Here is a 23,256-nt window from a genome sequence, read left to right on the forward strand (position 1 = left end):
GTGAATGACATGGCGCTGAGCCTGCACTTCCATCCGCTCTCATCGTTCTGCCACAAGGCGCTGATCGCGTTGAACGAGTTGGACATCGACGTCGAGCGGCGGTTCCTGGACCTCGGCGATCCGACGCAGCGGGCGGAGTTCCTCGCGCGTTGGCCGACGGGGAAGATGCCGCTGCTGGTGGACGGCGATCGCGTGGTGCCGGAGACCAGCGTGATCATCGAGTACCTCGCCAAGCGATACGGGCGGCCGGATCAGCAACTGGTGCCGACCGATGAGGACGCGGCGCTGGAGGTGAGGTTGATGGATCGGCTGCTCGATCTCTACGTGATGCTGCCGATGCAGGCGATCGTCGGGGACCGGTTGCGCGCGGAAGCGGACCGCGATCCGATCGCGGTGAACAAGGCGCGCGACACGCTGACGATGGCGTACGGGATGCTGGATGAGCGCCTGGCCGATCGCGCGTGGGCCGCGGGCGAGCACTTCAGCATGGCGGACTGCGCGGCGGCGCCGTCGCTGTTCTATGCGGCGACGCTGGTGCCGTTCGCGCCCTCGCAGCAACGGCTCGCGGCGTACTTCGAGCGGCTGATGCAACGCCCCTCCGTCGAGCGCACGCTCGAGGAGGCGCGACCGTACTTCAAGTTCTATCCGTATCGGGAGGCGTTGCCGGCGGAGTACCGGCCGAAGATCGACTGACCGGCCTCAACCGCTCCTGCCCTCCGCCATGACGCGCAACCCGGAATCGTCGCCATGCCGCACCGGCGGCTATTCCTCGATCCACCGCAACGCCGGTTCGGCGATCGCCACTTGCACCACGCTGCCGGGAGCGAGCTCGGCCGCTTCATGACTGCGCCACAGCGTCAGCGTCTGACCTCCTGGCCCCTCCAGCTCACACGCCACGCGCTGCTGCCCGGGATAACTCGCCCGCAGCGTGGCCGTGAATCGCAGCGCTTCCCGCGAAGCGTCGCCGGCACCCTGGCCATCCTCGATCGCCAGCGCCTCCACGGGCGCGATCCAATGGCCGCCGTCGCGTCGCCACGCGCCGTCCAAGGTCCGTGCGTCCAACCGATTGAAAATCCCGAGGAAGTCCGCCACCCGCCGGTTCGCCGGTGCGCGCCGCAGTTCGCGCGGCGACGCGCATTGCGCGATGACGCCGTCGAACATGACCGCCACGCGGTCGGCGATTTCGAACGCCTCCTCGCGGTCGTGCGTGACGATCACGCAGCTCTGGCCGAGCTCGCGCTGCAGCTGACGGAATTGCCGCCGCAGCGGCAGCCGGAAGTGCTCGTCGAGCGCGGAGAACGGCTCGTCCATCAGCAGCAGCATCGGTCGCGTCGCCAACGCCCGTGCGAGCGCCACGCGCTGCCGCTGCCCGCCCGACAGCGCCTGCGGCAGCCGGTCCGCCAGCGCGCGCAGTTCAATGAGATCGAGCAGCTCGTCCGCCCGCGCGTCGGCGAGCGCCTCTTCCTCGCCGCGAGCCAGCGGGCCGAAGCGGATGTTCTCGCGCACCGAGAGATTCGGGAACAGCGCGTAGTGCTGGAACACCATGCCGATGTCGCGCGCCTGCGGTCGCAACGACTCCACGTACTGTCCCGCCATCGCGATGGACCCGCGGTCCAGCCGCTGCAGCCCCGCGATCGAGCGCAGCAGCGTCGTCTTGCCGCAGCCCGAGGCGCCGAGCAGCGCGACGACCTCGCCGCGCGCCAGCGTCAGGTCAATGCCGCGCAGCACCGGTCGCCCGCCCAGCGCGAGCTCGGCACCGCGGACCGCGAGTTGCGCCGGCACGTCGGCATCGTGGGGAATCGAAGGAGCGGTCGAGGTCATCGCACGGAGGTCGTTGAAGTGAGGTGGGAACCCAAGGTCGTGGCGAGGCGAGCGCTCATCGACGCTACGCGGCTGAAGTCCAGCGGCGGGTGAGCGCGGCCACCGCCGCGACGACCGCGCCGACGCCGGCGAAGGCCAGCACCATCAAGGCCGCCGCCTGGTGGCCGTTGGCGTTGCGCAGACTGTTCATCAGCGGTTGCAGCAGCTCCAGCTGTCCGCCGAGCAGCAGGTTCGCGATCGCGAATTCCATCGCCGCCGTGACCCACGCGAGCAGGAACGCCGCGAGCAGCGCCGGCGCCAGCATCGGCAGCAGCACGCGTCGCACCGTGTGGCCGTCGCTCGCGCCCAGCGTGCGGCCCGCCTCGATCAGCGAGGCCGCGTTCAACTGCGCGAGCGCCGATTGCAGCGTCTTGTGGATCAGCGGGAAGAGCGTCGGCGCGACCACCGCGACGTAGACCAGCGGGAGCGGCAGCCAGCCACCCCAGCGGCCGACGAAGAGCTCCAGCGCGCTGATCGCGATCACCACCGGCGCGATCGCGAAGGGCAACAGCGCCACGAGGTCCAAGGTGCGCTGCAGTCGGCGTGCGGCCGGGCCGTCGTCGAGCTGCACCGCGAGGGCCGCGGGAATCGTCGCCAGCGCGCCGCAGACCAGCGCCAGCGTCGCGCTCGCCAAGGCGAGCAGCGTCGTGCGCACCACCGCGCCTTGCACGCGCGGATCGGCGACGGCTTCGACGATCCAGCGCAGCGTCGGATCTTCCGGCCACCAGTGGCGGTCCCATCGCCCGGTGAGGCCGTAGACCAGCAAGGCCGCCATCGGCACGAGCACCACGATCAGCAACGCCGACAGCGCGAGCGCCGAGATCACGGGACGGTTCGTGGTGGAGGTCGAGGTGGAGGTCGAAGTGGCGCTCATGCGCGGCCCCTCCGCAGTCGCGCTGCCGTCCAGCGCGTCAGGCCGATCACCACCGCGAGCATTGCGAACAGCACCAGCGCCAGCAGCGCCGACAGTTCGGGCTGCGCAAAGATGTCGCCGCTCACCAGCGAGGCGATGCGCACCGCGAGCACATGCGCCGCCGTGCCGCTCAGCGCGAACGGCGTGGCGAAGGCCGCCGCCGCGTTGGCGAAGAGAAGGCCGAAAACCTCCACCAGACTCGGCAGCATCAGCGGCAGACCGACGCGCCGCCAGTACAGCACCGGCCCCGCGCCGAGCGTGGCTGCGGCGTCCTGCAGCGAGCCGTCCAGCATCTTGACCGGCGCGATGAGCAGCAGCGTTGCGAGCGGTGCCTGGAAGCAGACATAGGCGAGCAGCAGTCCGTCCAGCCCCTGCAGGTCCACCCATGGCGCGAGCCCGGCGGCCTGCATCGTCGCCGTCACGACGCCTTGCGCGCCGAAGAGCAGCAGCAGCGCCACTGCGAGCGGCACGCCGGAGAAGTTGGCGCCGAGGCTCGCGAGCAAGGTCACGGAGGATTCCAGCTGCGGCACGCGCAACAACGCGATCGCCGCGCCGAGACCGATGGCCAGGCCGATCAGCGCCGACAGCATGCCCAGCCACAGCGTGTTCCAGGCGGCTTCGAGGTAGTAGCCGTCGGCGGTCAGCTCGCCGACGGCGCAGCCGTTGCCCTGGCCGATGCAGTCGACCAGCAGCGCGATGGCGCGCCAGCCGAAGGGCAGCAGCAGGGCGGCCGCCGTCAGCAGGAGCAGCGGCCCGGCGAGGCGCGTGGCGGTCCGCGCGTTCAGGCTCATGCGAGCGCGCCGCCCATGGCGTCCTTGATGCCCAGCCGCGCGAGGATCCAGTCTGCGATGCCGGTCTGACGCTCGGGCAGTTCCAAGCCCACCGCGCCGTCGTGCGGCACCCAGACCAGCGGGACCTCGCGCTCCACCGGCAGCGGCCCGCCGTGCATGCGATCGGCGTTCATGCCGTGGTCGCTGGTCAGCAGCAGGTCGAAGCCGTCGGCCTGCCAGCGCGGCAGCAGCTGCGCGAGCAGCATGTCGAGCTTGCGCGCGCTCATCGCGTACTGCGTCGATTCACCGCCGTGCACATGACCCGCGAGGTCCGGCCCCATCGGATGGATGAACAGCAGCGACGGGCCTTGCACCGGCAGGTGTGCGCGGCGCAGTGCTTCGGCGTCGGCGAGCAGGTGGCTGTCGGGATAGTCGTCCTCCCAGTACCAGCGCGCCGCCTGGATGCCGCAACCGGTCGGCACCGCGTCGCGATGGCGCAGCGGATCGAAGACCTCGCCCGCCAGCAGCTCGTAGAACCAGTGATACGCGGCGACCGCCGCCGGCACGCCCTGCGCGTCCAGTCGCTGGAACAGGTGATGCGCGAGCTGCTGCCCCGCCTGTCCGTTGCCGAGGATCCCGTGCGTCAACGGCGGCTCGCCGTTGATCACCGTCGCGTACAGCGGGCGCGACAGGCTCGGCAGCTCGCAGCGCAGCGAGCGCCATTGCGCGCGGCCCGCCTCGTTGAGCGCCTGCAGGTAGCCCATGTAGTCGCGCGCGGTGTCGGCGCGCAGACCGTCGGCCAGCAGCACGACGAGCTTGCGCGCCGGATCCGCCGCCTGGGCGATCGCGGCGGCTGCTTCCGCCGCGGCGTCGATCGAGGACGAGGAGGTCGGCAGCGAGGCTGGCGGGGCAGTGGAGATCGTTGCGGCCGCAGCCGTGGGCGCAGGCGCTCCGGCGCTCGCCGAGGCGCCGGGGAAAGGGGGAGGAAGAGGGCCGGTGCTCGTGGTCATCGCGCCGCTCCCAGCACGTCGCGCTGCCACGCGCGCGGCAGCTTCTTGACTTCTTCGGTCCACACGGCGGGCTTCAGCGCGCGCGCCTTCGCGTACTGCGCCTCGGGCACCAGCAGCGCCTTCAGGTCCGGCGGCAGCGGCAGCTGCGCGATGCGGATCGGCCGGGCGTGACCGCGCGCGAGATTCATCTGGCCGGCATCGCTGAAGATGTACTCGCGCGCCAGCATCGCCGCGTTCGGATGCGGCGCCCAGCGGTTGAGGATCGTCGTGTAGCCGCTGGTGATCGAGCCGTCCGACGGGATCAGCACCTCGTAGTCCGCCGCGTTGGGCAGCTTCGCGCGGTAGGACAGGGCGTTGAAGTCCCACAGCAGGAAGACGTCGGCCTCGGCCCGCTCCATCAGCGCGGGCGTCGCGTTGGTGCCGATCAGCCGCTTGTCCTTCGCGATCTGCGCGAAGGCGGCCAGCGCCGGCTGCAGCCTGGTCTCGTCGCCGCCCAGCGCGACCGCCGCCGCCAGCACCGCCGCGTTGGACTGCGCCGCTCGGCCGACCTCGCCGATCATCACGCGCGCCTTGGACGCGAACAGCGCCTGCCAGCTCCGCGGCACGTCCTTCAGCCGTTTGCGGTTCACCGCGAAGGCGATCGTGCCGGTGTAGGCCAGCGCCCAATGGCCGTCGGCATCCTTGGCCCAGTCCGGCACCTGTGCCCAGGTCGTCGGCTTGTAGGGCTGCGTGATGCCGCGCGCCTTCGCGATCGCGCCGAACTCGAAACCCACGTCGCCGATGTCCGCGCTCGCGTTGGATTTCTCGGCCTCGATCTTGGCGATCTCCTCGGCGCTGCTCATGTCGGTGTCGACATGCGCCAGGCCGTAAAGCCGCTGCAGGTCGGCCCAGGTCGCGCGCCAGTTGGCCCAGTCGTCGGGCATGCCCAGGCTGTTCACGCGGCCCTCCTTGCGGGCGGCGGTCATCAGCGCGTCCAGCGCGATCGAGGCCGGCTGGCCGCCTTGGGCGAAGGCGTCAGACGCAAAAGGCCCGCACAGGGCGGGCACGAGGGCAGGCAGCGAAGCGGGCAGGGTCCGCAGCAGGCTGCGTCGGGACAGGGTCATGCGGTCTTCTCCTTGGCCGGGAAGCGCAGGCCCGACAACGTCAGTGCCTTCGTCACCTTGGCCTTTCCATTCACGTCGCACAGCGCGAAGCGCAGGCGAAGATCATCCTCCCCTTCGGTGACAGGCTCGATGTCGAGCACGCCGAAGTTGAGTTCCGCCATCACCGCCGAGCGCCGGTTGCGGTTGGGCGTCGGGATGTCCCAGACCTCGGTCAGGCCGCTGGACGTCGCGTCCCACAGCGGGTAGCCGCCGTCGACATCGATGCTGGAGAGCTCCGCGTAATGCATGTCGCCGCTGAGGAAGACGACGCCTTCGGCGCGCGTCGTGCGGATCAGCTCGACCAGCCGGGCGCGCTCCCGCGGAAAGTTGGCCCAGCCTTCCCAGCCGCTGCCATCGGCCGCGAACTGCACGCTGGAGCCGATCAGCCGCACGTCCGCCGGCACGCGCAGCTGGGCTTCGAGCCACGTCCACTGCGCCTCGCCGAGCAGCGTCGCCTGGGGCCGCGCGTCCGGCACGTACCAGCCGGTCATCGGCTGTCCGCTGAGCTTGGCGCGCAGCACCATCGCCGCGTAGCTCGACTTCAGCGACGGGTCCGCCGTCAGCATCGTGCGGTTGAAGCGCAGGTCCGGCAGGATCACCTGGATGCGCCGGCCGAGGGCCTCGAAGACGTAGCTCTGGTAGATGCCGTCCGCGCGACGGCGTGGCGAGTCGGCCGGCTCGTTCCACGCATCGCAGAACAGCTGCTGCGAGAGCTGCTTGAGGGGATAGTCCGCGCCCTCGTCGTCGTCGCCGAAGTCGTGGTCGTCCCAGATCGCGACGTGGCGCGTCGAGCGCCGGAATGCCTGCAGCGGCTCCACCGCCATGAACTCGGCGTAACGCTGTCGCAGCGTGGCTTCGTCGCGGGCGTCGGCGTACAGGTTGTCGCCGAGGAAGACGAACAGGTCCGGCTTCGCCGCCCCGATCGCGCGCCAGATCGGCTGCGGCTTGGACTGCTTCGCGCAGGACCCGAAGGCGACGCGGAATCGCCGGGGCGCCTCCGCATCGACCTTCGCGGTCGGGTCGGTGACCGGAGTCGCCGGGTCCGCCGATTCCGTCGTGGCGCAGCCTGCCAGCGGCACCGCGAGAGGCGCCGCCAGCGAGCCCGCCAGCAGCTGACGGCGTGTCAGCCGGGCGCCCGCATCGGGAGCGCCTTTCACGTCATCGACATCCCCGGCCATGACTTCAGAACTTCCCGGTCAGCGTGACGAAGAACTGACGGGGCGCGCCCGGCAGCAGCGTCGCGTAGGTGCCCGTCGGGTCGCTGTTGGTGAAGCCGTTCGAGCCGATCGTCGAGATGTAGTGCTTGTCGAACACGTTGGTCACGCTGCCTTGCAGGCTCAGCTCGCGCAGCATCGACACGTTCTTCAGCTTGTAGCCGGCGCTCAGGTTCACCAGCGTGCGGTCCGGGACCGAGGCGTCGTTGGTGTACGAGTAGTAGCGCTTGGACATGTAGTCCACGCCGATGTTGCCGAACAGCGCGCCGTCGTCGTAGCCCAGCTGCGACTTGATCATCGTGTCCGGCGCGTCGGCCACGCGCTTGCCGCGGATCGCGATCGTCGTGGTGCCGCTGACGACGTCGTCGCGGTAGGTCGACTTGGACAGGCTCACGCTGTTGTACCAGGTGAGCGCCGAGGCCAGGCGGAAGGACAGGGCCGCTTCGACGCCGGTGGCGCGCACGTCGCCGACGTTGGACAGCACGACCGGGTTGCCCTGGATGCCGGAGCCTTGCTGCACGCTCAGCAGACGGTCCTTGAAGTTGACCAGGTAGGCGCTGACAGAGCCTTCATAGCCGCGGCCGCTGGTCCGCCAGCCGGCTTCCACGGTGTCGGAGGTCTCGGGCTTCAGGCTGCCCTTGATGGCGTTGAAGCCGGCGGTGGTCGTCGCGAACGGCGAGGTGCCGGTCGCCGCGCCCTGGTAGGCGCGCATGTTGCGGGCCAGCGTGCCGTAGAGCTCGTTGTTGGCCGACAGGCGGTAGTTGATGCCCAGCTGCGGCAGGAAGCCCTTCTCCGCGCTGATCGAGCCCGACGGCATGCCGGTGCCCGCTTCCAGTTGGCCGTCGATCTTGACCTTCAGCGCCTTGAAGCCGGCGCCGACGGTCAGGTCCTTGGCCACCGACCAGGTGTCGGACAGCGAGAACTGCGAGGTCTTCGTGTTGAACGCGTACTGCCACTGCGTCAGGAACGGGTTGCTCGGGAACTGGTAGACGCTGGTGTTCGCCGTGGCGGCGTAGAAGCGGCGGGCCTGGTCGAAGTCGTTGTCCTCGAACCAGACGCCGGCCTTGATCAGGTGGTCGCCCAGGTCGAACTCGGCGTTGGAGACCACGCCGCCGCGCTTGATGCCGTACTCGGTCGTGCGCACCGAGATCGGCGTGCCGTCCGGCGAGGCCTGGTATGGCGTGAACCACAGGCCCATGCCCTTGTTGTGGTGGTAGTAGGCCGTCGTCTTCCAGGTGATGTTCTGCGCCAGGCGCAGGTCGGCGGTGGCGCCGTAGAGCTCATCGTTGCGCAGGCCGGCGCCGGCGTAATACTGGTCGTCGCAGGCGGCCACGTAGGTGCTGCCGTTGTTGCCGCACAGCGTGTTGGAGGCGTTCACCGCGGCGGCGAAGTTCGGGTAGAAATTGTCCAGCGTGTCGCCCTTGCGCTTGATCAGGTCCAGCGACAGATCCTGGTAATCCACTTCCTTGCGGCGCGAGGTGTTGATGAAGGCCGACAGGCGGCTGTCACCGATCGCCTTGGTCCACTTCAGGTTCCACTGCTCCTGCTTCTGCTTGCCGTCACCCTTCCACTTGTCGGCGTCCTGGTTGGTGTAGCTGACATAGAAGTCGCCGACCACCGTGCGGCCGCTGTCCACGCGCAGGAAGGTGCGGGCGGCGGAATCGCTGCCGATGGTCTGCGAGGCGCGGAAGCCGAACTTGTCCAGCGGGTCGCTCGAATAGAACTGCAGCGTGCCGCCCAGGTTGCTGGACGAGGCCGTTTCCAGCGCGCCGGCGCCCTGCGACAGCGAGGCGCGTCCGACGTTCTCGCTCGAGATCGCGCGGCTGATGTGCAGGCCGTTGAAGTTGCCGTAGGACATGTCGCCCAGCGGCACGTCGTCGAGCGTGAAGCCGATCTGGTTCTGCGAGAAGCCGCGCACGGTGAAGCGGGTCGACCACTCGTAGTTGCCCAGGCCGTCGGCGGACTGGAAGTTCACGCCGGGCAGGCGGGCGACGGTCGCCAGCGGGCTGCTGCCGGCCAGGGCGTTGTCGAACTCGGTCTGGCTCAGGCTCTGCACGGAGCGCAGCTGGCCGCGGCCGACGGAGACGGTGACGCGCTCCAGCTCGGAGCGTTCGGACGACGCGGCGGCGGGCGTGTCGGCGGACTTCGCGGCGTCGGTCGATTGGGCGGCGGCGGGGAAGACATAGGCCAGGCTCAGGGCCAGGACCAGCGCGGTGGGCATCGGGTGCTTCATGGTGGGGACTCGGTGCGTTGGAAGGAGGTCGGTTTGAACAACGAACGACCCGCACTGTCACAACCGTCCACGACAAGACAACGACAAACACGGAAAACCACAGCCGGTCGCGCGATGACTGCTGGATATCCACAACATCACAAATAAATCCTCAAACTGTCATGAAGGCGCTGCGTGGGTTTGGGTGAATGCGACGTCCGGTGACGGCTGAACCCATCGACAGGGATGCGGCGGCCGAGGCTCCGGCAGGGAGAACAAGCGATCCATGTGGTCCCAGGAACGACACGACAAAATCCTCTTGCTGTTGCGGGAGCGGCACCGCCTCACGACGGACGAAGCGGCGCGCGAGCTCGGCGTGTCGCGGGAGACGGTGCGTCGCGACCTGATCGAGCTGGAGCAGGGCGGCAAGCTCGCCCGTGTGCACGGCGGCGCGGTGCAGTCGGAGGTGCCGGCCGAGGCCAGCTACGCAGAGCGCGCGCAGTCGCGCCGGCGGCAGAAGCAGGCGATCGCGCGGCAGGCGCTTTCGCTGGTGAAGCCGGGGATGAGCCTGTTCATCGATGCGGGATCGACGACGCATGCGCTGGCGCAGGCGCTCGCCCAGGCGCAGGAGCTGCGCGTGATCACGAACTCGGTCGCAGTGTGCGACGCGATGGCAGGGCGCCAGGGGCACGAGCTGTTGATGCTCGGCGGGGCGTATGTGCCGGAGACGTCCGGGACCTTCGGCGAATTCACCGTCGCGGAAATCGCGCGGCATCGCGTGGACATCGCGCTGATCTCGCCGACGGCACTCGACGCGCGGCAAGGCGCGTCAAGCTATCTGTGGGCGGAGGTGGCCGTCGCGCAGGCGATGCTGGCCCGTGCGCGTCAGCGTGTGCTGCTCGCCGATGCCAGCAAGCTCGGGCAAGGCAGCCGGATGCAGGTCTGCGATTGCGCCGATATCGACGTGCTCGTCACCGACAACGAGGCGGATCCCCAGGAGCTGGATCGGCTGACGCGCGCCGGGGTGGCGCAGGTGATGCTCTGAAGCTGCCGTCCTGCTGAGGCCGGGGCGTCGGCCGCCAGGTCATGAGGCCTCCGCGGCAAGCGCGGAAACCTCACGACCTGCCGTCCCCCACCATCGACGTACTTCCCCGGTTTTGCGCCGGGGACTGCGGGGGAGGACTCGGGAGGACTCTGGAGGGCTGTGGGGTCAGGTCAGAACAGCGCCATGCTCAGCTTGCGGCGGTACTGGTCGACCAGCGGGTCGGCCGGGGTCACGGTGCTGTGGCCCGACAGCTGCAGGCCGCCAGCCTGCGGCGCGGCAGCGCCGTGCGCCGCCTGCACCGGCTTGGTCATGATCTCGAGGATCGCGACATAGGTCTTGCGCGCCAGCTGGTCGTTCCAGGTCTTGTCACGCATGATGATCTCGAGCAGCTCTTCCATCGCGCCGGTGAAGTCGCGGCCGGCGAAGAGGCCTTGCGCGAGCGCGAAGCGCGCGTCGAAGTCGCGCTTGTTGTTGGCGATCGCCGATTGCAGCGCGGCCGGGTCCAGGCCTTGCTCGGCACGCTCGGCAGCGGCGATCCAGGCGGCGAGCGCCTTGAATCTCGCGTGCGGCGTGATCGTGTCCGCCGCCTGGTGCGCCACCGGCGCGAAGGCAGCCTTGGCGTGTTCGAGCTGGTCGTCTTCCAGCAGGGCGCGGATCAGGTCGAAGCGCGCCACCTCGTTGTTCGGATCGGCCAGGACCGCGGCCTGCAGCTTCTCCAGCGCGCCGTCGGCGTCGCCTTCCTCGAGCAGCGCCTGCGCCTCGGCCAGGTCCTCTTCGGCCTCGAGCGCCTCGCCGGTCGGCACGTGGCGGTCCAGGAACTCGCGGATCTGCGCTTCCGGGATCGCGCCGACGAAACCGTCCACCGGCTGGCCGCCGACGAACATCACGCAGAACGGGATCGAGCGCACGCCGAAGGCCTGGCTCAGCTGCGTGGCGATCTCCGGCTGGTCGTCGCTGTTGAGCTTGGTCAGCTTCCAGCGGCCCGCGTAGGCCACCTCCAGCTTCTCCAGCATCGGCCCGAGCGTGCGGCAGGGGCCGCACCACGGCGCCCAGATGTCGAGCAGCACCGGCTGCTGCATGGAGGCCTGCAGGAGGTCGGCTTCGAAGTTTTGGAGGGTGATGTCGGTCATGGTGGGGCAGGGCGGGAGCGGGCGGCGACGCGATCCTGTCGGAACAGGAACGGCAAGAACGGCACCTGAGGCTCCCCGCCTACAATTCAAGGTTTCACGATTTGACAATCGAGGACCGACCCGTGAGCAGCGCCACCACTCCCGACATCGCCCCCGTCATCGGCGTGGTGATGGGCTCCAGCAGTGACTGGGAGACCATGAAGCACGCCGCCGACATTCTCACCGAGTTCGGCGTGCCGTTCGAGGCACGGGTCGTTTCGGCCCACCGCATGCCCGACGAGATGTTCGCCTACGCCGAGCAGGCGGAAGGCCGCGGGCTGCGGGCGATCATCGCCGGCGCCGGTGGCGCCGCCCACCTGCCGGGCATGCTGGCCGCCAAGACCCTCGTGCCGGTGCTCGGCGTGCCGGTCGCCAGCCGCCACCTGCAGGGCGTGGATTCGCTGCACTCGATCGTGCAGATGCCCAAGGGCATCCCCGTCGCGACCTTCGCCATCGGCAACGCCGGCGCGGGCAACGCGGCGCTGTTCGCCGTGGCCGTGCTGGCCCGCGACAACCCGGACCTGCGCGCGAAGCTGGACGCCTACCGCCAGCGCCAGACCGCCGCCGCCACCGCGATGACCGAGGAGCTGCGCTGATGCCGCTGCTGCCGGGTGACGCGACGCTGGGCGTGCTGGGAGGCGGCCAGCTCGGCCGCATGTTCGTCCACGCCGCCCAGGCGCTGGGCTACCGCTGCGTGGTGCTGGACCCGGATGCGTCCAGCCCCGCCGGGGCCGTCGCCCAGGACCACCTGAAGGCCGATTACATGGATCCGGCGGCGCTCGACGACCTCGCGCGCCGCTGCGACGCGGTCACCACCGAATTCGAGAACGTGCCCGCCCGCGCGCTGGAGCATCTGGCCCGGGTGCGCGTCGTCGCGCCCGGCGCGTCCGCCGTGGCGGTCTGCCAGGACCGCGCCCGCGAGAAGGCCCACTTCGACGCCAGCGGCGTGCCCTGCGCGCCGTACGCGGTGCTGCACACCGCCGCGGATCTGGCCGCGGTGCCGGACACGCTGCTGCCGGGCATCCTCAAGACCGCCCGCCTCGGTTACGACGGCAAGGGGCAGCGCCGCGTCGCCGACCGGGCGCAGCTCGCCGCCGCCTTCGATGAACTCGGCCGCGTGGACTGCGTGCTCGAACAGATGCTGCCGCTCGCGCTGGAGCTGAGCGTGCTGGTCGTGCGCGGCGCGGACGGCGAGGTCGTGACCTTCCCGGTCCAGCAGAACCTGCACCGCGACGGCATCCTCGCCGTGACTGAGGTGCCCGCGCCCGACGTGGACGATGCGCTGCAGACGCAGGCGCGCCGCTCGGCCGCCGCGATCGCGACCGGCATGGGTTACGTCGGCGTGCTGTGCGTCGAGTTCTTCGTGCTGAAGGACGGCCGCCTGGTCGTCAACGAGATGGCGCCGCGCCCGCACAACTCGGGCCACTACACGATGAACGCCTGCGACGTCTCGCAGTTCGAGATGCAGGTCCGCGCGATGGCCGGCCTGCCGCTGCGCGAGCCGCGCCTGCATTCGCCGGTGGTGATGCTGAATCTGCTGGGCGATCTGTGGTTCGACGCGCAAGGGCGGGAACGGACGCCCGACTGGGCCGGCGTGCTGGCACTGCCCGGCGCCGAGCTGCACCTGTACGGCAAGGCGCAGGCGCGCCATGGCCGCAAGATGGGCCACCTGAACGTGATCGGCGCGACCGCCGAGGACGCCCGCGCGAGCGCTCGGCGCGCCTGCGCGCTCCTCGGCCTGCCCGAGGCGTGGTGAGGCCGAGGGCGTGGGCGATGACGCAGAGAACGACGCGGGTAACGACGCGGGTAACGACGTGGCGATGGGACGTGGTGATGGCGTGATGACGGAGTCCGGCTTCCAGGTGCTCGATGGCCAATCGCCCGACGCGGTGCGGGCCACCGCGCGCGTGCTCGCCGCGGGGGAACTCGCGGGCGTGCCGACCGAGACCGTCTACGGCCTGGCCGCGCGGGCCGACCAGGACGACGCGGTCGCCAAGATCTTCGCCGCCAAGGGCCGCCCCAGCGACCACCCGCTGATCGTGCACGTGCTCGACGAGCAGGGCGCCCGGGTCTTCGGGCAAGACCTGTCGCCGGTCGCCCACCAATTGATCGAGGCCTTCTGGCCCGGCCCGCTGACGCTGATCGTCCGGCGCGTCCCCGGCATCGCCGCGGCCGCCGCCGGCGGGCAGGACACGGTGGGCCTGCGCTGCCCGTCGCATCCGGTCTTCCGCGCGCTGATGGCGGAGTGCCGCGCCCTCGGCGTCGAGGGCCTGGCCGCGCCGAGCGCCAACCGCTTCGGCCGCGTCAGCCCGACCACCGCCGCGCACGTCGCCGACGAGTTCGACCCCGGCCTGACCGTGCTGGACGGCGGTCCGTGCGAGGTCGGCATCGAATCGACGATCGTCGACGTCAGCCGCGGCGGCCTGGTGCTGCTGCGGCCGGGCGTGCTGACCCCGGCGCAGTTGGAAGCCGCCGCGGGCCTCGCTTTACACGCGCCCGACGCACAGGCGCCGCGCGCGTCGGGCACACTCGCTGCGCATTACGCGCCGCGGGCGACGGTCCGGCTGATGGGCTCGGAAGCGTTACGCGCCGCGCTGGCGGGCGACCGTCCGGCGGGGCTGGCGGTATATTCCCGCTCGTCCTTCGCCGGGACCGGCGCGCCGGCGCTGCACCGGGCCATGCCGGCCCAGGCGCGCGCGGCGGCGCGTCAGCTGTTTGCCGTCCTGCGCGAGCTGGATGCGGCGGGAGCGACGGAGATCTGGATCGAGGCGCCTCCGCAAGAGGCCGCCTGGGATGGGGTGCGGGACCGCTTGTCCCGCGCGGCGGCGGCCTTCGCGCCCCGCTGAGTTTTCGAGATTTGGAGAGTTCATGAAGAGTGTGAAGCGCCACCTGGCCGTGCTGCTGGGTGCGACCGCGATGCTGGCCGCCTGCGGCGGCGGCGGCGAGCAGATCGACCCCTTCCGCGCCACGCGCGTCATCGCCTTCGGTGACGAGACGAGCACCATCCGCAGCGACGGCACGAAGTACTCGATCAACGGGACCGACGCGACCACCGCGGCCGTGACCTGCACCTTGAACCAGGTGTGGACGCAGCAGGTTGCCGCGCGTTTCGGCCTGGTGTTCGCCGAATGCAATCCGGACAAGCTGGCCACGCCGACCGCGCGCATGTATGCCACCGCCGGCGCCAAGGTCGCCGACATCACCGGGCAGATCGACCGCCAGTTCGCGCTCGACGGCTTCAACTCGAAGGACCTGGTCACCATCCTGGCCGGCGCCAACGACGTGCTCGAGCTGTACGCGCAGTACCCGGCGCAGGACGCCGGCACGCTGGGCAACGCGGCGCAGGCGCGCGGCGAGGCCCTGGCCGCGCAGGTCAACCGCATCGTCGACGCCGACGGCCGCATCATCCTGTCCACCGTGCAGGACATGGGCCTGTCGCCGTTCGCGATCCGCGAGAAGGCGGTCCACGCCGACACCGATCGTGCCGCGCTGTTGACGGAACTCTCACGCCGCTTCAACGCCGGCATGCGTCTGAAGATCCGCAACGACGGCCATTACATCGGCCTCATCCTGACCGATGAGCTGATGGGCACGATGAGCCGCTATCCGACGCTGTACTCCGCGTCGAACTCGACGGACGCCGCCTGCCTGGCGAGCTCGCTGCCGCCGGTCTGCACCGACAAGACGCTGGTGGCCAACGCCACCTCGGCCACGCACATGTGGGCCAGCGACCGTCTGGTCGGTCCGGTGATGCACAACAACATGGCCTCGCAGGCCATCAACCGGGCGACGAACAACCCGTTCTGAGACCGATCCTGACGCGCGCATCGCGCGCAGTCTGATGACGGAAGTGTTGCAACCGCGCCTCGATGGGGTCAGGTTGTGCGTCCGTCGTCCCAACGACCCTGGCATGCTGTGGCTTGTCAGGGTTTTCCTTTTGTAAGCGCCGGCTGACGTGCGCTTAAAGTGACCCCTGAGAAAAACGAACGACCGTTCGATTTAGTGCCGACCGCGATCGCCGGGACGGTGCAGACGACGGAGACAACCCCTGGAGAAGTCCGAATGAATAGCCAATTCAAACTGGCCAGCCTGACGCTGGCCGCCGTGGCCATGCTGAGCGCCTGCGGCGGCGGCAGCAATCCTTCGAGCGACGATCCGCCGCCGGCGCGCGGCACGCTGGAACTGGGCCTGAAGGCCGGCGCGGCGACCGCCGCACAGATCGACGCGGGCACCGCGGCGAAGGGCGTGCAGGCGATCAGCGGCAAGGCCGCGTGCGACGTGGACGTGCGCTACGTCTACTACTGGACGCGTGATCCCCAGGGCCTGCCGGCCACCGCCTCCGCCGCCGTGCTGGTGCCGGCCGGCACCGGCGCCGCCTGCACGGGCAACCGCCCGGTGGTGCTCTATGCCCACGGCACGACGACGGACCAGGCCTACAACATCGCCGACATCCAGAACAACGCCGAAGGCTCGCTGGTCGCGGCGTTCTACGCCGCCCAGGGCTTCATCGTCGTGGCGCCGAACTACCTCGGCTACGACCGTTCGGGCCTGCAGTACACGACCTACCTGAACGCCGAGCAGTCCGCGATCGAGATGATCGACGCGATGCGCGCCGCCCGGACCCACCTGGCCGCCGAGAGCGCCGTGAAGCCGTCGGCCAAGCTGCTGCTGGCCGGCTACTCGCAAGGCGGCCACGTGGCGATGGCGACGCAGAAGGTGATGGAGCGCGACTACGCGACCGAGTTCCCCGTCACCGCCGCCGCGCCGATGTCCGGCCCGTACAACCTGGTGGGCTTCAGCGACCAGATCGTCAACACCGGCCCGGTCAACGCCGGCGCGACGCTGTTCCTGCCGCTGATGCTGACCAGCTACCAGAAGGCCTACGGCAACATCTACTCGGCGCCGACCGACGTGTACGCCGCACAGTTCGCCGCGACCGCGGAGACGCTGTTCCCGTCGAAGAAGTCGATCACCACGCTGATCCAGGAAGGCAAGCTGCCGAACGATCCGACGTTCACCAACCTGTTCGGCGCCGGTGGCCTGCTGAACCCCGCGTTCAAGACCGCGTACCCGACCTCGAACTTCCGCACGGCGCTGCAGACCAACACGCTGCTGGGCTGGACGCCGAAGGCGCCGGTCGCGCTGTGCGGCGGCTCGGGCGACCCGACCGTGTTCTTCACCAACACCGCCCAGGCGCAGGCCGACTTCGCCACGCGCGGCAAGCTGTACCCGGCGTCCAACCTGGAAAGCTCGGCCTCGATGGCCTGGGCCGGCCAGGTGACGGCGGCGACGATCGCGGGCGGCTTCGCACAAGCCAAGGCGGCCACGTCCGCCGCGGCGGGCGGTGGCGCGGCCGGTGCGGCAGCGGTGCAGGGGGCCTATCACGGCACGCTGGTTCCGCCGTTCTGCAATGCGCTGGCGCGCGGCTTCTTCCAATCGGTCCTGGCTGCTCAGCCGTAATCGCCGACGACCAGCACGGAGACATCATTCATGAAGAAGAACATCACCCTCATCCTGGCCGCTTCGCTGATGGCACTGGCGGGCGCCGCCCGCGCCGAAGAGCCGGCGGTCGGCACGCACACGGTCTACCTGGGCCTGGCCCACATCGACGTGAACAGCAAGGCCGCGCCGCTGGAAGGCGGCAGCAAGCAGTTCCCGGCGCCGGGCGCGCAGATCCGCGTCGGTGACGCGACCACCACGGGCTTCGGCTACACCTACCGCTTCGCGCCGCGCTGGAGCGGCGAGATCGCGCTGGGCATCCCGCCGTCGCACAAGATCTACGGCAACGGCGTGCTCGCCAACGCCGGCCAGATCGCGGTCGTGCGCCAGATGCCGCCGACGGTGTTCGTGAACTACCACCTCGGCGAATGGATCCCGAAGTTCCATCCCTTCGTCGGTGCGGGCGTGAACTACACCTACTTCGAGAAGAAGCGCAGCACGCCCACCGGCGACGCGATCAGCGGCGGCCCGACCCGCATCACGCTGGAGAACTCGTGGGGCCTGGCCGCCCACGCGGGCTTCACCGTGGCCTACACGAAGCAGTGGTCGCTGAACGCGACGGTCGCCTACGCGGACGTGCGCAGCAAGATGCGCTCGTTCACGACGACCAAGGACGGCGTGGAAGAGCTGCACACGGACATCAACTTCCGTCCGGTGGTGTACACGCTGTCGCTGGGTTACTCGTTCTGATCGGCCTTCCAGGCCGGTCCCTGATCGACATCGCGCCCCACGGGGCCGGGGGATCTCCCGGCCCCGCGACGTCCCGGGCCACTACACTTCAGCCATGAGCGTGTTGCTGGCCCTGGATAGCTCGACCGAACACATGGCTCTGGCCCTCGTGGGCCAGGGCCATGATGCTTTTGTGGACGCCGATGGCGGGGCCTTGGCCTCCCAGCGGCTGGTCCCCGACGTGATGGCGCTGCTGAAGCAGGCCGGCCTGCCGCTGGCCGCCGTGGATGCGGTCGGTTTCGGCCGCGGGCCAGGCGCGTTCACGGGGCTGCGCACCGCGTGTTCGGTGGCGCAGGGCCTGGCGTTCGGCGCGGGCAAACCGGTGCTCGCCCTGGACAGCCTGATGCTGGTCGCGGAGGACACGCGCCAGCAGCTGATCGCTGCCGGTGAGGAGCTTCCATCGCTCGACGTGTGGGTCGCGATGGACGCCCGCATGAACCAGATCTACCTCGGCCGCTACCGCTGGAACGGCGCGCGGTGGTCGACGACCCTTGAGCCGGTGCTGACGGACCTCGATCCGCTGCGCGCGCTGTGGCAGGACGAACCGCCGACCATCGTCGCCGGCTCGGCACTGGGCGCCTTCGCGCTGGAGACCGGCGCGGCCCGGCGTTTCCCGACCACCGCCTCGCGCGCCCGCGCGCTGGGCGCGCTCGCGCGGCAGGCCTTCGATGCCGGCCTCGCGGAGGACGCCGCCAACGCGTTGCCGCTGTACGTGCGCGACAAGGTGGCCCTGACCACCGCCGAGCGCGAGGCCGCCAAGGGAGCGCCCACGAGATGAGCGCCCAACCCCGCGATCTGGCCTGGCCGCCGTCGCTGCAATCCTTGCAGCCGCTGCGCGCGCTGGACCTCGACGAGGTGATGGCCATCGAGGCCGTCTCCTACAGCCATCCGTGGACGCGCGGCAATTTCATCGATTCGATGGCTGCGGGTTACGTCGGCTTCGTCATGCGTGACGAGCAGGCGCGGCTCTGCGGCTATTTCCTCGCGATGCAGGTGATCGACGAGATGCACCTGCTCAACATCACCGTGACCCAGGAGCGGCAAGGGCAGGGACTGGCGCGGCGCATGCTCGACGCGCTGGGCCTGCTGGCGCGGGCCCGCGGCTGCCACCAGGTGTGGCTGGAGGTGCGCGAGAGCAACGTCCGCGCGCGCCGGCTGTACGAGCGCTACGGCTTCGTGCAGAGCGGCCTGCGTCGCGGCTACTACCCTGGCGCGGATGGCCGCGAGGATGCCATCCTGATGACGCTGCGCCTGATGGAGCCCGCCCCATGAGCTGGAACGATCGTCAACGCGCGATGCTGGAGGCGATGGGCCTCAAGCTGTGGACGCCCGCTTCCGGCGTGGCGCCGTCGACCGAGGCGCCTGCGCCTGTCGCGCCTGCTGCGCTCGTCGCGCAACGTGCCGTGGCGCCCGCGCGATCGACCGACCCGCACGCCGCACCCGCGGCGCGCGCGCCGATGGTCGACGCCGAGGTCGCCCTGGCGGAGCCGCCCGCGCCGCGCCGCGCGCCGGAAGCCCCGGCGAGGACACCGTCCGCCGCGCCCAACGTGGCTCCCGTCGCGGCCCCCGTGGCTGCCTCCGTTGCGGCACCGGTGACCGCCGCCGCCGCGGCCGATGCCGCGCTCGCCCAGGCCCGTGGCCTGGCGCGCGAGGCCATCGCCCGCCTCGACTGGCCCGGACTGCGCGACGAGGTCGCGTCCTGCCGCGCCTGCGGGCTCTGCGAGTCGCGCAAGAACACCGTGTTCGGCGTGGGCAACGAGCGCGCGCACTGGATGGTCGTCGGCGAGGCGCCGGGCGAGCAGGAGGACCTGCAGGGCGAGCCCTTCGTCGGCGCCGCCGGCAAGCTGCTGGACAGCATGCTGCGCGCGGTCGGCCTGAGCCGCGGCGAGGGGACGCCGGAACGGCAGGTCTACATCGCCAACACGCTGAAGTGCCGGCCGCCGCGCAACCGCAATCCGGATCCGTCGGAGCTCGCGCAGTGCGAGCCCTTCCTGCAGCGCCAGATCGAACTGATCCAGCCGCGCATCATCCTGGCGATGGGCCGCTTCGCGGTGCAGCAGCTGCTGCGCAGCCAGGAGCCGATCGGCCGGCTGCGGGGGCGCGTCCACCGCTACCAGGGCGTGCCGCTGGTGGTCACCTACCACCCGGCCTACCTGCTGCGCAACCTGCCGGACAAGGCGCGGGCGTGGGAGGACCTCTGCCTCGCGCTGAAGACGCTGGATGAGCAACCGCCGCGCGCGGACGATGCCGCTGCGAGCGCACCGTCCGCCATGTCCTCGACAGCCGGGACGGACTGAATGAACGCGCCGGTGCCGCCCCTGCCGCCGGCCTGCCCGGCGCCCTCGGCCGAAGACCAGGCCGCGCAGTTCCGGCTGCTCGCGGACAACGTGCCGGTGCTGATCGCGGTCTTCGACGCGGCCACGCGCACCTGCCGTTTCGCCAACCGCCAGTACGCGCGCAGCTTCGGCCTGGACGAGGCCAGCGTCCTGGGCCGCACCTTCGCGCAGATCATCGGCGAGGACGCCTCGCTGGAGATCGAGCCCCACGTGCAGCGCGTGCTGCGCGAACGCGTCAGCGTCAGCTACGAGCGGCGACTGGAGCGCCGTGACGGCAGCCCGCGCTGGATCGAGGTCAACCTGATCCCCTACATGCCGCCGGGCGCGGACGAGGTGCAGTCCAGCTTCGTGCTGATCTCCGACATCACCCGCTTCCGCGAGGCCGAGCTGGCCGTGCGCGACTCCGAGGAGCGGATGGGCAAGTTCATGCAGGCGTCGATGGAGGGCATCGTCTTCCACCGCGACGGCGTAATGACCGACGTCAACCCGCCGCTGTGCGAGCTGGTGGGCTATGCGCTCGAAGAACTGGTGGGGCGGTCGGCCCTGTCGATGATCGCGCCGGATCAGGTCGACACGGTGCGCGACGTGATGATGAGCGGCACGGAGACCCGCTACCCGACGGCGATCCTGCATCGCAGCGGCGAGCGCATCGACGTCGAATTCATCGTGCGGACCCTGTGGCGCAACGGCGAGCGCCTGCGCATGACGATCGTCCGCGACCTGCGTCCGCACCTGGAGGCGCTGGCGCGCATCCAGCACCTCGCGCAGCATGATCCGCTCACCGGCCTGCTGAACCGCGCGACCTTCATGGAGCGGCTGCGCGAACGGCTCTCGCAAGGCAATGCGCGCCGCGCGGCGCTGCTGTTCATCGACCTCGACAACTTCAAGCGGGTCAACGATTCGCTGGGTCACCTCGAAGGCGACCGCGTGCTGCGGACCGTCTCGGAACGCCTGCGCGGCGGCCTGCGCGGCAGCGACCTGGTGGCGCGCTTCGGCGGCGACGAGTTCGTCGTGCTGCTCGAGGACGTGCATCAGCGCAAGGACGTGCAGACGGTGCTCAACGCGCTGCTGAGCGTCGTCGAGGTGCCGGTGCAGGCCGACGGCCGCGACCTTTCGGTGACGCCGTCGATCGGCGTGGCGATGTACCCGGAGCATGGCGAGTCGCCCGAGGAGTTGCTGCAGCACGCCGACACCGCGATGTACCTGGCCAAGACCGCGGGCCGCGCGACCTACCGCTTCTTCGAGCACGCGATGGCCGAGAACGCCTACGCGGACCTGGTGCTCGAGACCGAGCTGGCGCAGGCGTTGACGGCCGACCAGTTCGTGCTCTTCTATCAGCCGCAGGTCGACGCGCGCACCGGCGAACTGGTCGGCGCCGAAGCGCTGCTGCGCTGGCGGCACCCCGAGCGCGGGCTGCTGACGCCGGATGCCTTCATCGTCGTGGCCGAGCGCCATCGCCTGATGCTGCCGCTGGGCGAGTGGGTGATGTACGAGGCCGCGCGGCAGACGCGCGCCTGGCATGAGCGCGGTGTCGCGTCGGTGCCGATCGCGGTGAACCTGTCGAGCATGCAGTTCCGGCTGGCGAGTTTCTCGAAGTCGGTGGCCCACGTGCTGAAGACGGCCGGCGTGCCTGGCGAGTGGTTGGAACTCGAGCTGACCGAACGCATGCTCACCGAGGAGATCGACCGCCTGCCCGAGCTGCTGCAGACGCTGCGCTCGCAAGGGCTGGCGATCTCGATCGACGACTTCGGCACCGGCTACACGGCGCTGAACCAGTTGACCCGGCTGCCGCTGGACAAGCTCAAGATCGACCAGAGCTTCGTGGCGGTGCTGCCGGACGATCGCGGTGCGGCCGCGATCACGCGCGCCATGGTGCAGATGGCCAAGGGCCTGGGCCTGCGCGTCGGCGCCGAAGGCGTGCGGAACGCGCGGCAATGGCACCTGCTGGCCGAGTGGGGCTGCGACGAGCTGCAGGGCGAGGTGATCGCGCCGGCGATGCCCGCCGAGGAATTCGAAGCCTGGCTGGCCGAACGCGGTCAGCCGACGCTTCCCAGGATCGACACATGACTTCCAAGTTGCCTGATTCCGCCCGCCTGAACGGCGCGGCGTCCGCGCCGCATGGCGCTGCCAGTCCCGTGCAGGGTGCTTCCCGTTCCTCGCAGGGGGCCTCGACCGCGTCGTCGCGGGGCGCGTCGGCTGCCGCGATGCAGCATGCGACAGATCCCGCCATGGCCGCGCTGCTGCGCGACGAGATCGCCGCGGCCGGCGGGTGGCTGCCGTTCGACCGCTACATGAGCCTGGCGCTGTACGCACCGGGCGTGGGGTACTACGCCAACGCGCGACGCAAGTTCGGCACGATGCCGCAGCAGGGCTCGGACTTCGTGACCGCGCCGGAGCTGTCGCCACTGTTCGGACGCGCGCTGGCCAGGCAGGTCGCGCAGGCGCTGACGGTCAGCGGCACCGACACGGTGATCGAGTTCGGCGCCGGCAGCGGCGCGCTCGCGGCGCAGCTGCTGGAGACCCTGGACGCGGCGGGAACGCCTTTGTCGAAGTACTTCATCGTCGATCTGTCCGGCACCTTGCGCGAGCGCCAGGCCGAGCGGCTGGCGCGCTTCGCGCCGCGGGTGGAATGGCTGGACCGCTGGCCCGACGAGATCCACGGCGTGCTGGTCGCCAACGAGCTGCTGGACGCGATCCCCGTCGAGCTGCTGCGCTGGGACGGCCAGCACTGGCTGCGGCGCGGCGTGACGATGGACGATCAGGGCGCGCTGTCCTTCGACGACCGGCCCGGCGATGCGCGCCCGCCGACGCCGCCGGAGCACGACATCGGCTTCGTGCCCGGCACGGTCACCGAAGTGCATCCGCAGGCCGAGGGCTTCATCCGCACGCTGGCCGAGCGCCTGAAGCGCGGCGCGGCGTTCTTCATCGACTACGGTTTCCCGGAGTCGGAGTACTACCACCCGCAGCGCACGGGCGGCACCTTGATGTGCCATCACCTGCACATGGCCGATCCCGATGCCTTGGCGCTGCCGGGGCAGAAGGACATCACGGCGCACGTGAATTTCACCGGCATCGCGCTGGCGGGACAGGACGCGGGGCTGATGGTGCTGGGCTACACGAGCCAGGCCAATTTCCTGATCAATTGCGGCCTGGTCGAGCTGATGAGCGGCGCCGACCTCGCGCAGCGCGGCATGGCCCACCGGCTGATCGCCGAGCACGAGATGGGCGAGCTGTTCAAGGTCATCGGCTTCGCGCCGGGGGATGGGTTCGATGCGCTGGGGTTCAGCGCGGGCGATCGGTCGCACACCTTGTGACACGACCCCGCTGCACGACGGCCCGACCGTCGTGCGCGGGATC

The 23,256-nt window shown here is 70.3% G+C and carries 21 protein-coding genes; 13 read left to right on the forward strand and 8 right to left on the reverse strand.

Translation table 11 applies throughout. The features are described 5' to 3' along the window. The first annotated feature begins 9 nt into the window (after positions 1 to 9). The gene (locus AC1VNM_RS25025) at positions 10 to 693 is read left to right on the forward strand and encodes a glutathione S-transferase family protein (protein WP_483108686.1); all 684 of its coding nucleotides are present in this window, start codon (positions 10 to 12) and stop codon (positions 691 to 693) included. 69 nt (positions 694 to 762) lie between these two features. Here AC1VNM_RS25025 and AC1VNM_RS25030 read toward each other — a convergent pair whose 3' ends face one another. From AC1VNM_RS25030 to AC1VNM_RS25060, 7 genes are all read right to left on the reverse strand, one after another. Next, positions 763 to 1,821 carry an ABC transporter ATP-binding protein gene (locus AC1VNM_RS25030; protein ID WP_483108687.1) on the reverse strand — a complete coding sequence of 353 codons (1,059 nt, stop codon included), beginning with the start codon at positions 1,819 to 1,821 and terminating at the stop codon, positions 763 to 765. Between the two features lie 64 nt (positions 1,822 to 1,885). Next, entirely contained in the window at positions 1,886 to 2,734 is an 849-nt protein-coding gene (locus AC1VNM_RS25035) for an ABC transporter permease subunit (protein WP_483108688.1), read from the reverse strand. Next, positions 2,731 to 3,564: a hypothetical protein gene (locus AC1VNM_RS25040; RefSeq protein WP_483108689.1), complete on the reverse strand. Its 834-nt coding sequence runs from the start codon at positions 3,562 to 3,564 to the stop codon at positions 2,731 to 2,733. Before AC1VNM_RS25040 ends, AC1VNM_RS25035 begins: the two co-directional genes overlap by 4 nt. Further along, positions 3,561 to 4,553 (reverse strand): alkaline phosphatase family protein, encoded by a 993-nt coding sequence (locus AC1VNM_RS25045; RefSeq protein WP_483108690.1) that lies wholly within the window; start codon positions 4,551 to 4,553, stop codon positions 3,561 to 3,563. The genes AC1VNM_RS25040 and AC1VNM_RS25045 overlap by 4 nt, the downstream gene beginning before the upstream one ends. Beyond that, on the reverse strand, positions 4,550 to 5,656 hold the full coding sequence (locus tag AC1VNM_RS25050) for an ABC transporter substrate-binding protein (protein WP_483108691.1): 1,107 nt from the start codon (positions 5,654 to 5,656) through the stop codon (positions 4,550 to 4,552). Before AC1VNM_RS25050 ends, AC1VNM_RS25045 begins: the two co-directional genes overlap by 4 nt. Further along, the gene (locus AC1VNM_RS25055; RefSeq protein WP_483108692.1) at positions 5,653 to 6,852 is read right to left on the reverse strand and encodes an alkaline phosphatase D family protein; all 1,200 of its coding nucleotides are present in this window, start codon (positions 6,850 to 6,852) and stop codon (positions 5,653 to 5,655) included. Before AC1VNM_RS25055 ends, AC1VNM_RS25050 begins: the two co-directional genes overlap by 4 nt. Before the next feature lie 25 nt (positions 6,853 to 6,877). Further along, positions 6,878 to 9,142 carry a TonB-dependent receptor gene (locus AC1VNM_RS25060; RefSeq protein WP_483108693.1) on the reverse strand — a complete coding sequence of 755 codons (2,265 nt, stop codon included), beginning with the start codon at positions 9,140 to 9,142 and terminating at the stop codon, positions 6,878 to 6,880. Between the two features lie 265 nt (positions 9,143 to 9,407). On the opposite strand from AC1VNM_RS25060, the gene AC1VNM_RS25065 reads away from it, so the two are divergent. Then, entirely contained in the window at positions 9,408 to 10,166 is a 759-nt protein-coding gene (locus tag AC1VNM_RS25065; RefSeq protein ID WP_483108694.1) for a DeoR/GlpR family DNA-binding transcription regulator, read from the forward strand. Positions 10,167 to 10,336: 170 nt separating this feature from the next. Here AC1VNM_RS25065 and AC1VNM_RS25070 read toward each other — a convergent pair whose 3' ends face one another. Next, a complete protein-coding gene (locus AC1VNM_RS25070; protein ID WP_483108695.1) occupies positions 10,337 to 11,296 on the reverse strand; it encodes a tetratricopeptide repeat protein in 960 nt (319 codons plus the stop codon). A gap of 170 nt (positions 11,297 to 11,466) precedes the next feature. Between AC1VNM_RS25070 and purE the strand changes: the two genes are divergently transcribed. From purE to AC1VNM_RS25125, 11 genes are all read left to right on the forward strand, one after another. Beyond that, positions 11,467 to 11,931 carry a 5-(carboxyamino)imidazole ribonucleotide mutase gene (gene purE / locus AC1VNM_RS25075; RefSeq protein WP_483109328.1) on the forward strand — a complete coding sequence of 155 codons (465 nt, stop codon included), beginning with the start codon at positions 11,467 to 11,469 and terminating at the stop codon, positions 11,929 to 11,931. Further along, positions 11,931 to 13,091: a 5-(carboxyamino)imidazole ribonucleotide synthase gene (locus tag AC1VNM_RS25080; RefSeq protein ID WP_483108696.1), complete on the forward strand. Its 1,161-nt coding sequence runs from the start codon at positions 11,931 to 11,933 to the stop codon at positions 13,089 to 13,091. The genes purE and AC1VNM_RS25080 overlap by 1 nt, the downstream gene beginning before the upstream one ends. Before the next feature lie 64 nt (positions 13,092 to 13,155). Then, the gene (locus AC1VNM_RS25085; protein WP_483108697.1) at positions 13,156 to 14,181 is read left to right on the forward strand and encodes an L-threonylcarbamoyladenylate synthase; all 1,026 of its coding nucleotides are present in this window, start codon (positions 13,156 to 13,158) and stop codon (positions 14,179 to 14,181) included. Positions 14,182 to 14,203: 22 nt separating this feature from the next. After that, positions 14,204 to 15,142, forward strand: a complete 939-nt coding sequence (locus tag AC1VNM_RS25090; RefSeq protein WP_483108698.1) for an SGNH/GDSL hydrolase family protein — start codon at positions 14,204 to 14,206, stop codon at positions 15,140 to 15,142. Between the two features lie 255 nt (positions 15,143 to 15,397). After that, positions 15,398 to 16,795 carry an alpha/beta hydrolase family protein gene (locus AC1VNM_RS25095; RefSeq protein ID WP_483108699.1) on the forward strand — a complete coding sequence of 466 codons (1,398 nt, stop codon included), beginning with the start codon at positions 15,398 to 15,400 and terminating at the stop codon, positions 16,793 to 16,795. A 30-nt stretch (positions 16,796 to 16,825) separates the two neighbouring features. Beyond that, a complete protein-coding gene (locus AC1VNM_RS25100; protein ID WP_377157994.1) occupies positions 16,826 to 17,524 on the forward strand; it encodes an OmpW/AlkL family protein in 699 nt (232 codons plus the stop codon). Positions 17,525 to 17,618: 94 nt separating this feature from the next. After that, the gene (gene tsaB / locus AC1VNM_RS25105; protein WP_483108700.1) at positions 17,619 to 18,341 is read left to right on the forward strand and encodes a tRNA (adenosine(37)-N6)-threonylcarbamoyltransferase complex dimerization subunit type 1 TsaB; all 723 of its coding nucleotides are present in this window, start codon (positions 17,619 to 17,621) and stop codon (positions 18,339 to 18,341) included. Continuing rightward, entirely contained in the window at positions 18,338 to 18,835 is a 498-nt protein-coding gene (rimI, locus tag AC1VNM_RS25110) for a ribosomal protein S18-alanine N-acetyltransferase (protein ID WP_377157990.1), read from the forward strand. Before tsaB ends, rimI begins: the two co-directional genes overlap by 4 nt. Continuing rightward, positions 18,832 to 19,860, forward strand: a complete 1,029-nt coding sequence (locus tag AC1VNM_RS25115) for a uracil-DNA glycosylase (protein WP_483108701.1) — start codon at positions 18,832 to 18,834, stop codon at positions 19,858 to 19,860. Before rimI ends, AC1VNM_RS25115 begins: the two co-directional genes overlap by 4 nt. Beyond that, a complete protein-coding gene (locus AC1VNM_RS25120) occupies positions 19,861 to 21,966 on the forward strand; it encodes a putative bifunctional diguanylate cyclase/phosphodiesterase (RefSeq protein ID WP_483108702.1) in 2,106 nt (701 codons plus the stop codon). Between the two features lie 137 nt (positions 21,967 to 22,103). Then, the gene (locus tag AC1VNM_RS25125; RefSeq protein WP_483109329.1) at positions 22,104 to 23,213 is read left to right on the forward strand and encodes a class I SAM-dependent methyltransferase; all 1,110 of its coding nucleotides are present in this window, start codon (positions 22,104 to 22,106) and stop codon (positions 23,211 to 23,213) included. Positions 23,214 to 23,256 lie beyond the last annotated feature (43 nt).

This window comes from Mitsuaria sp. MSU3D (assembly GCF_056867975.1).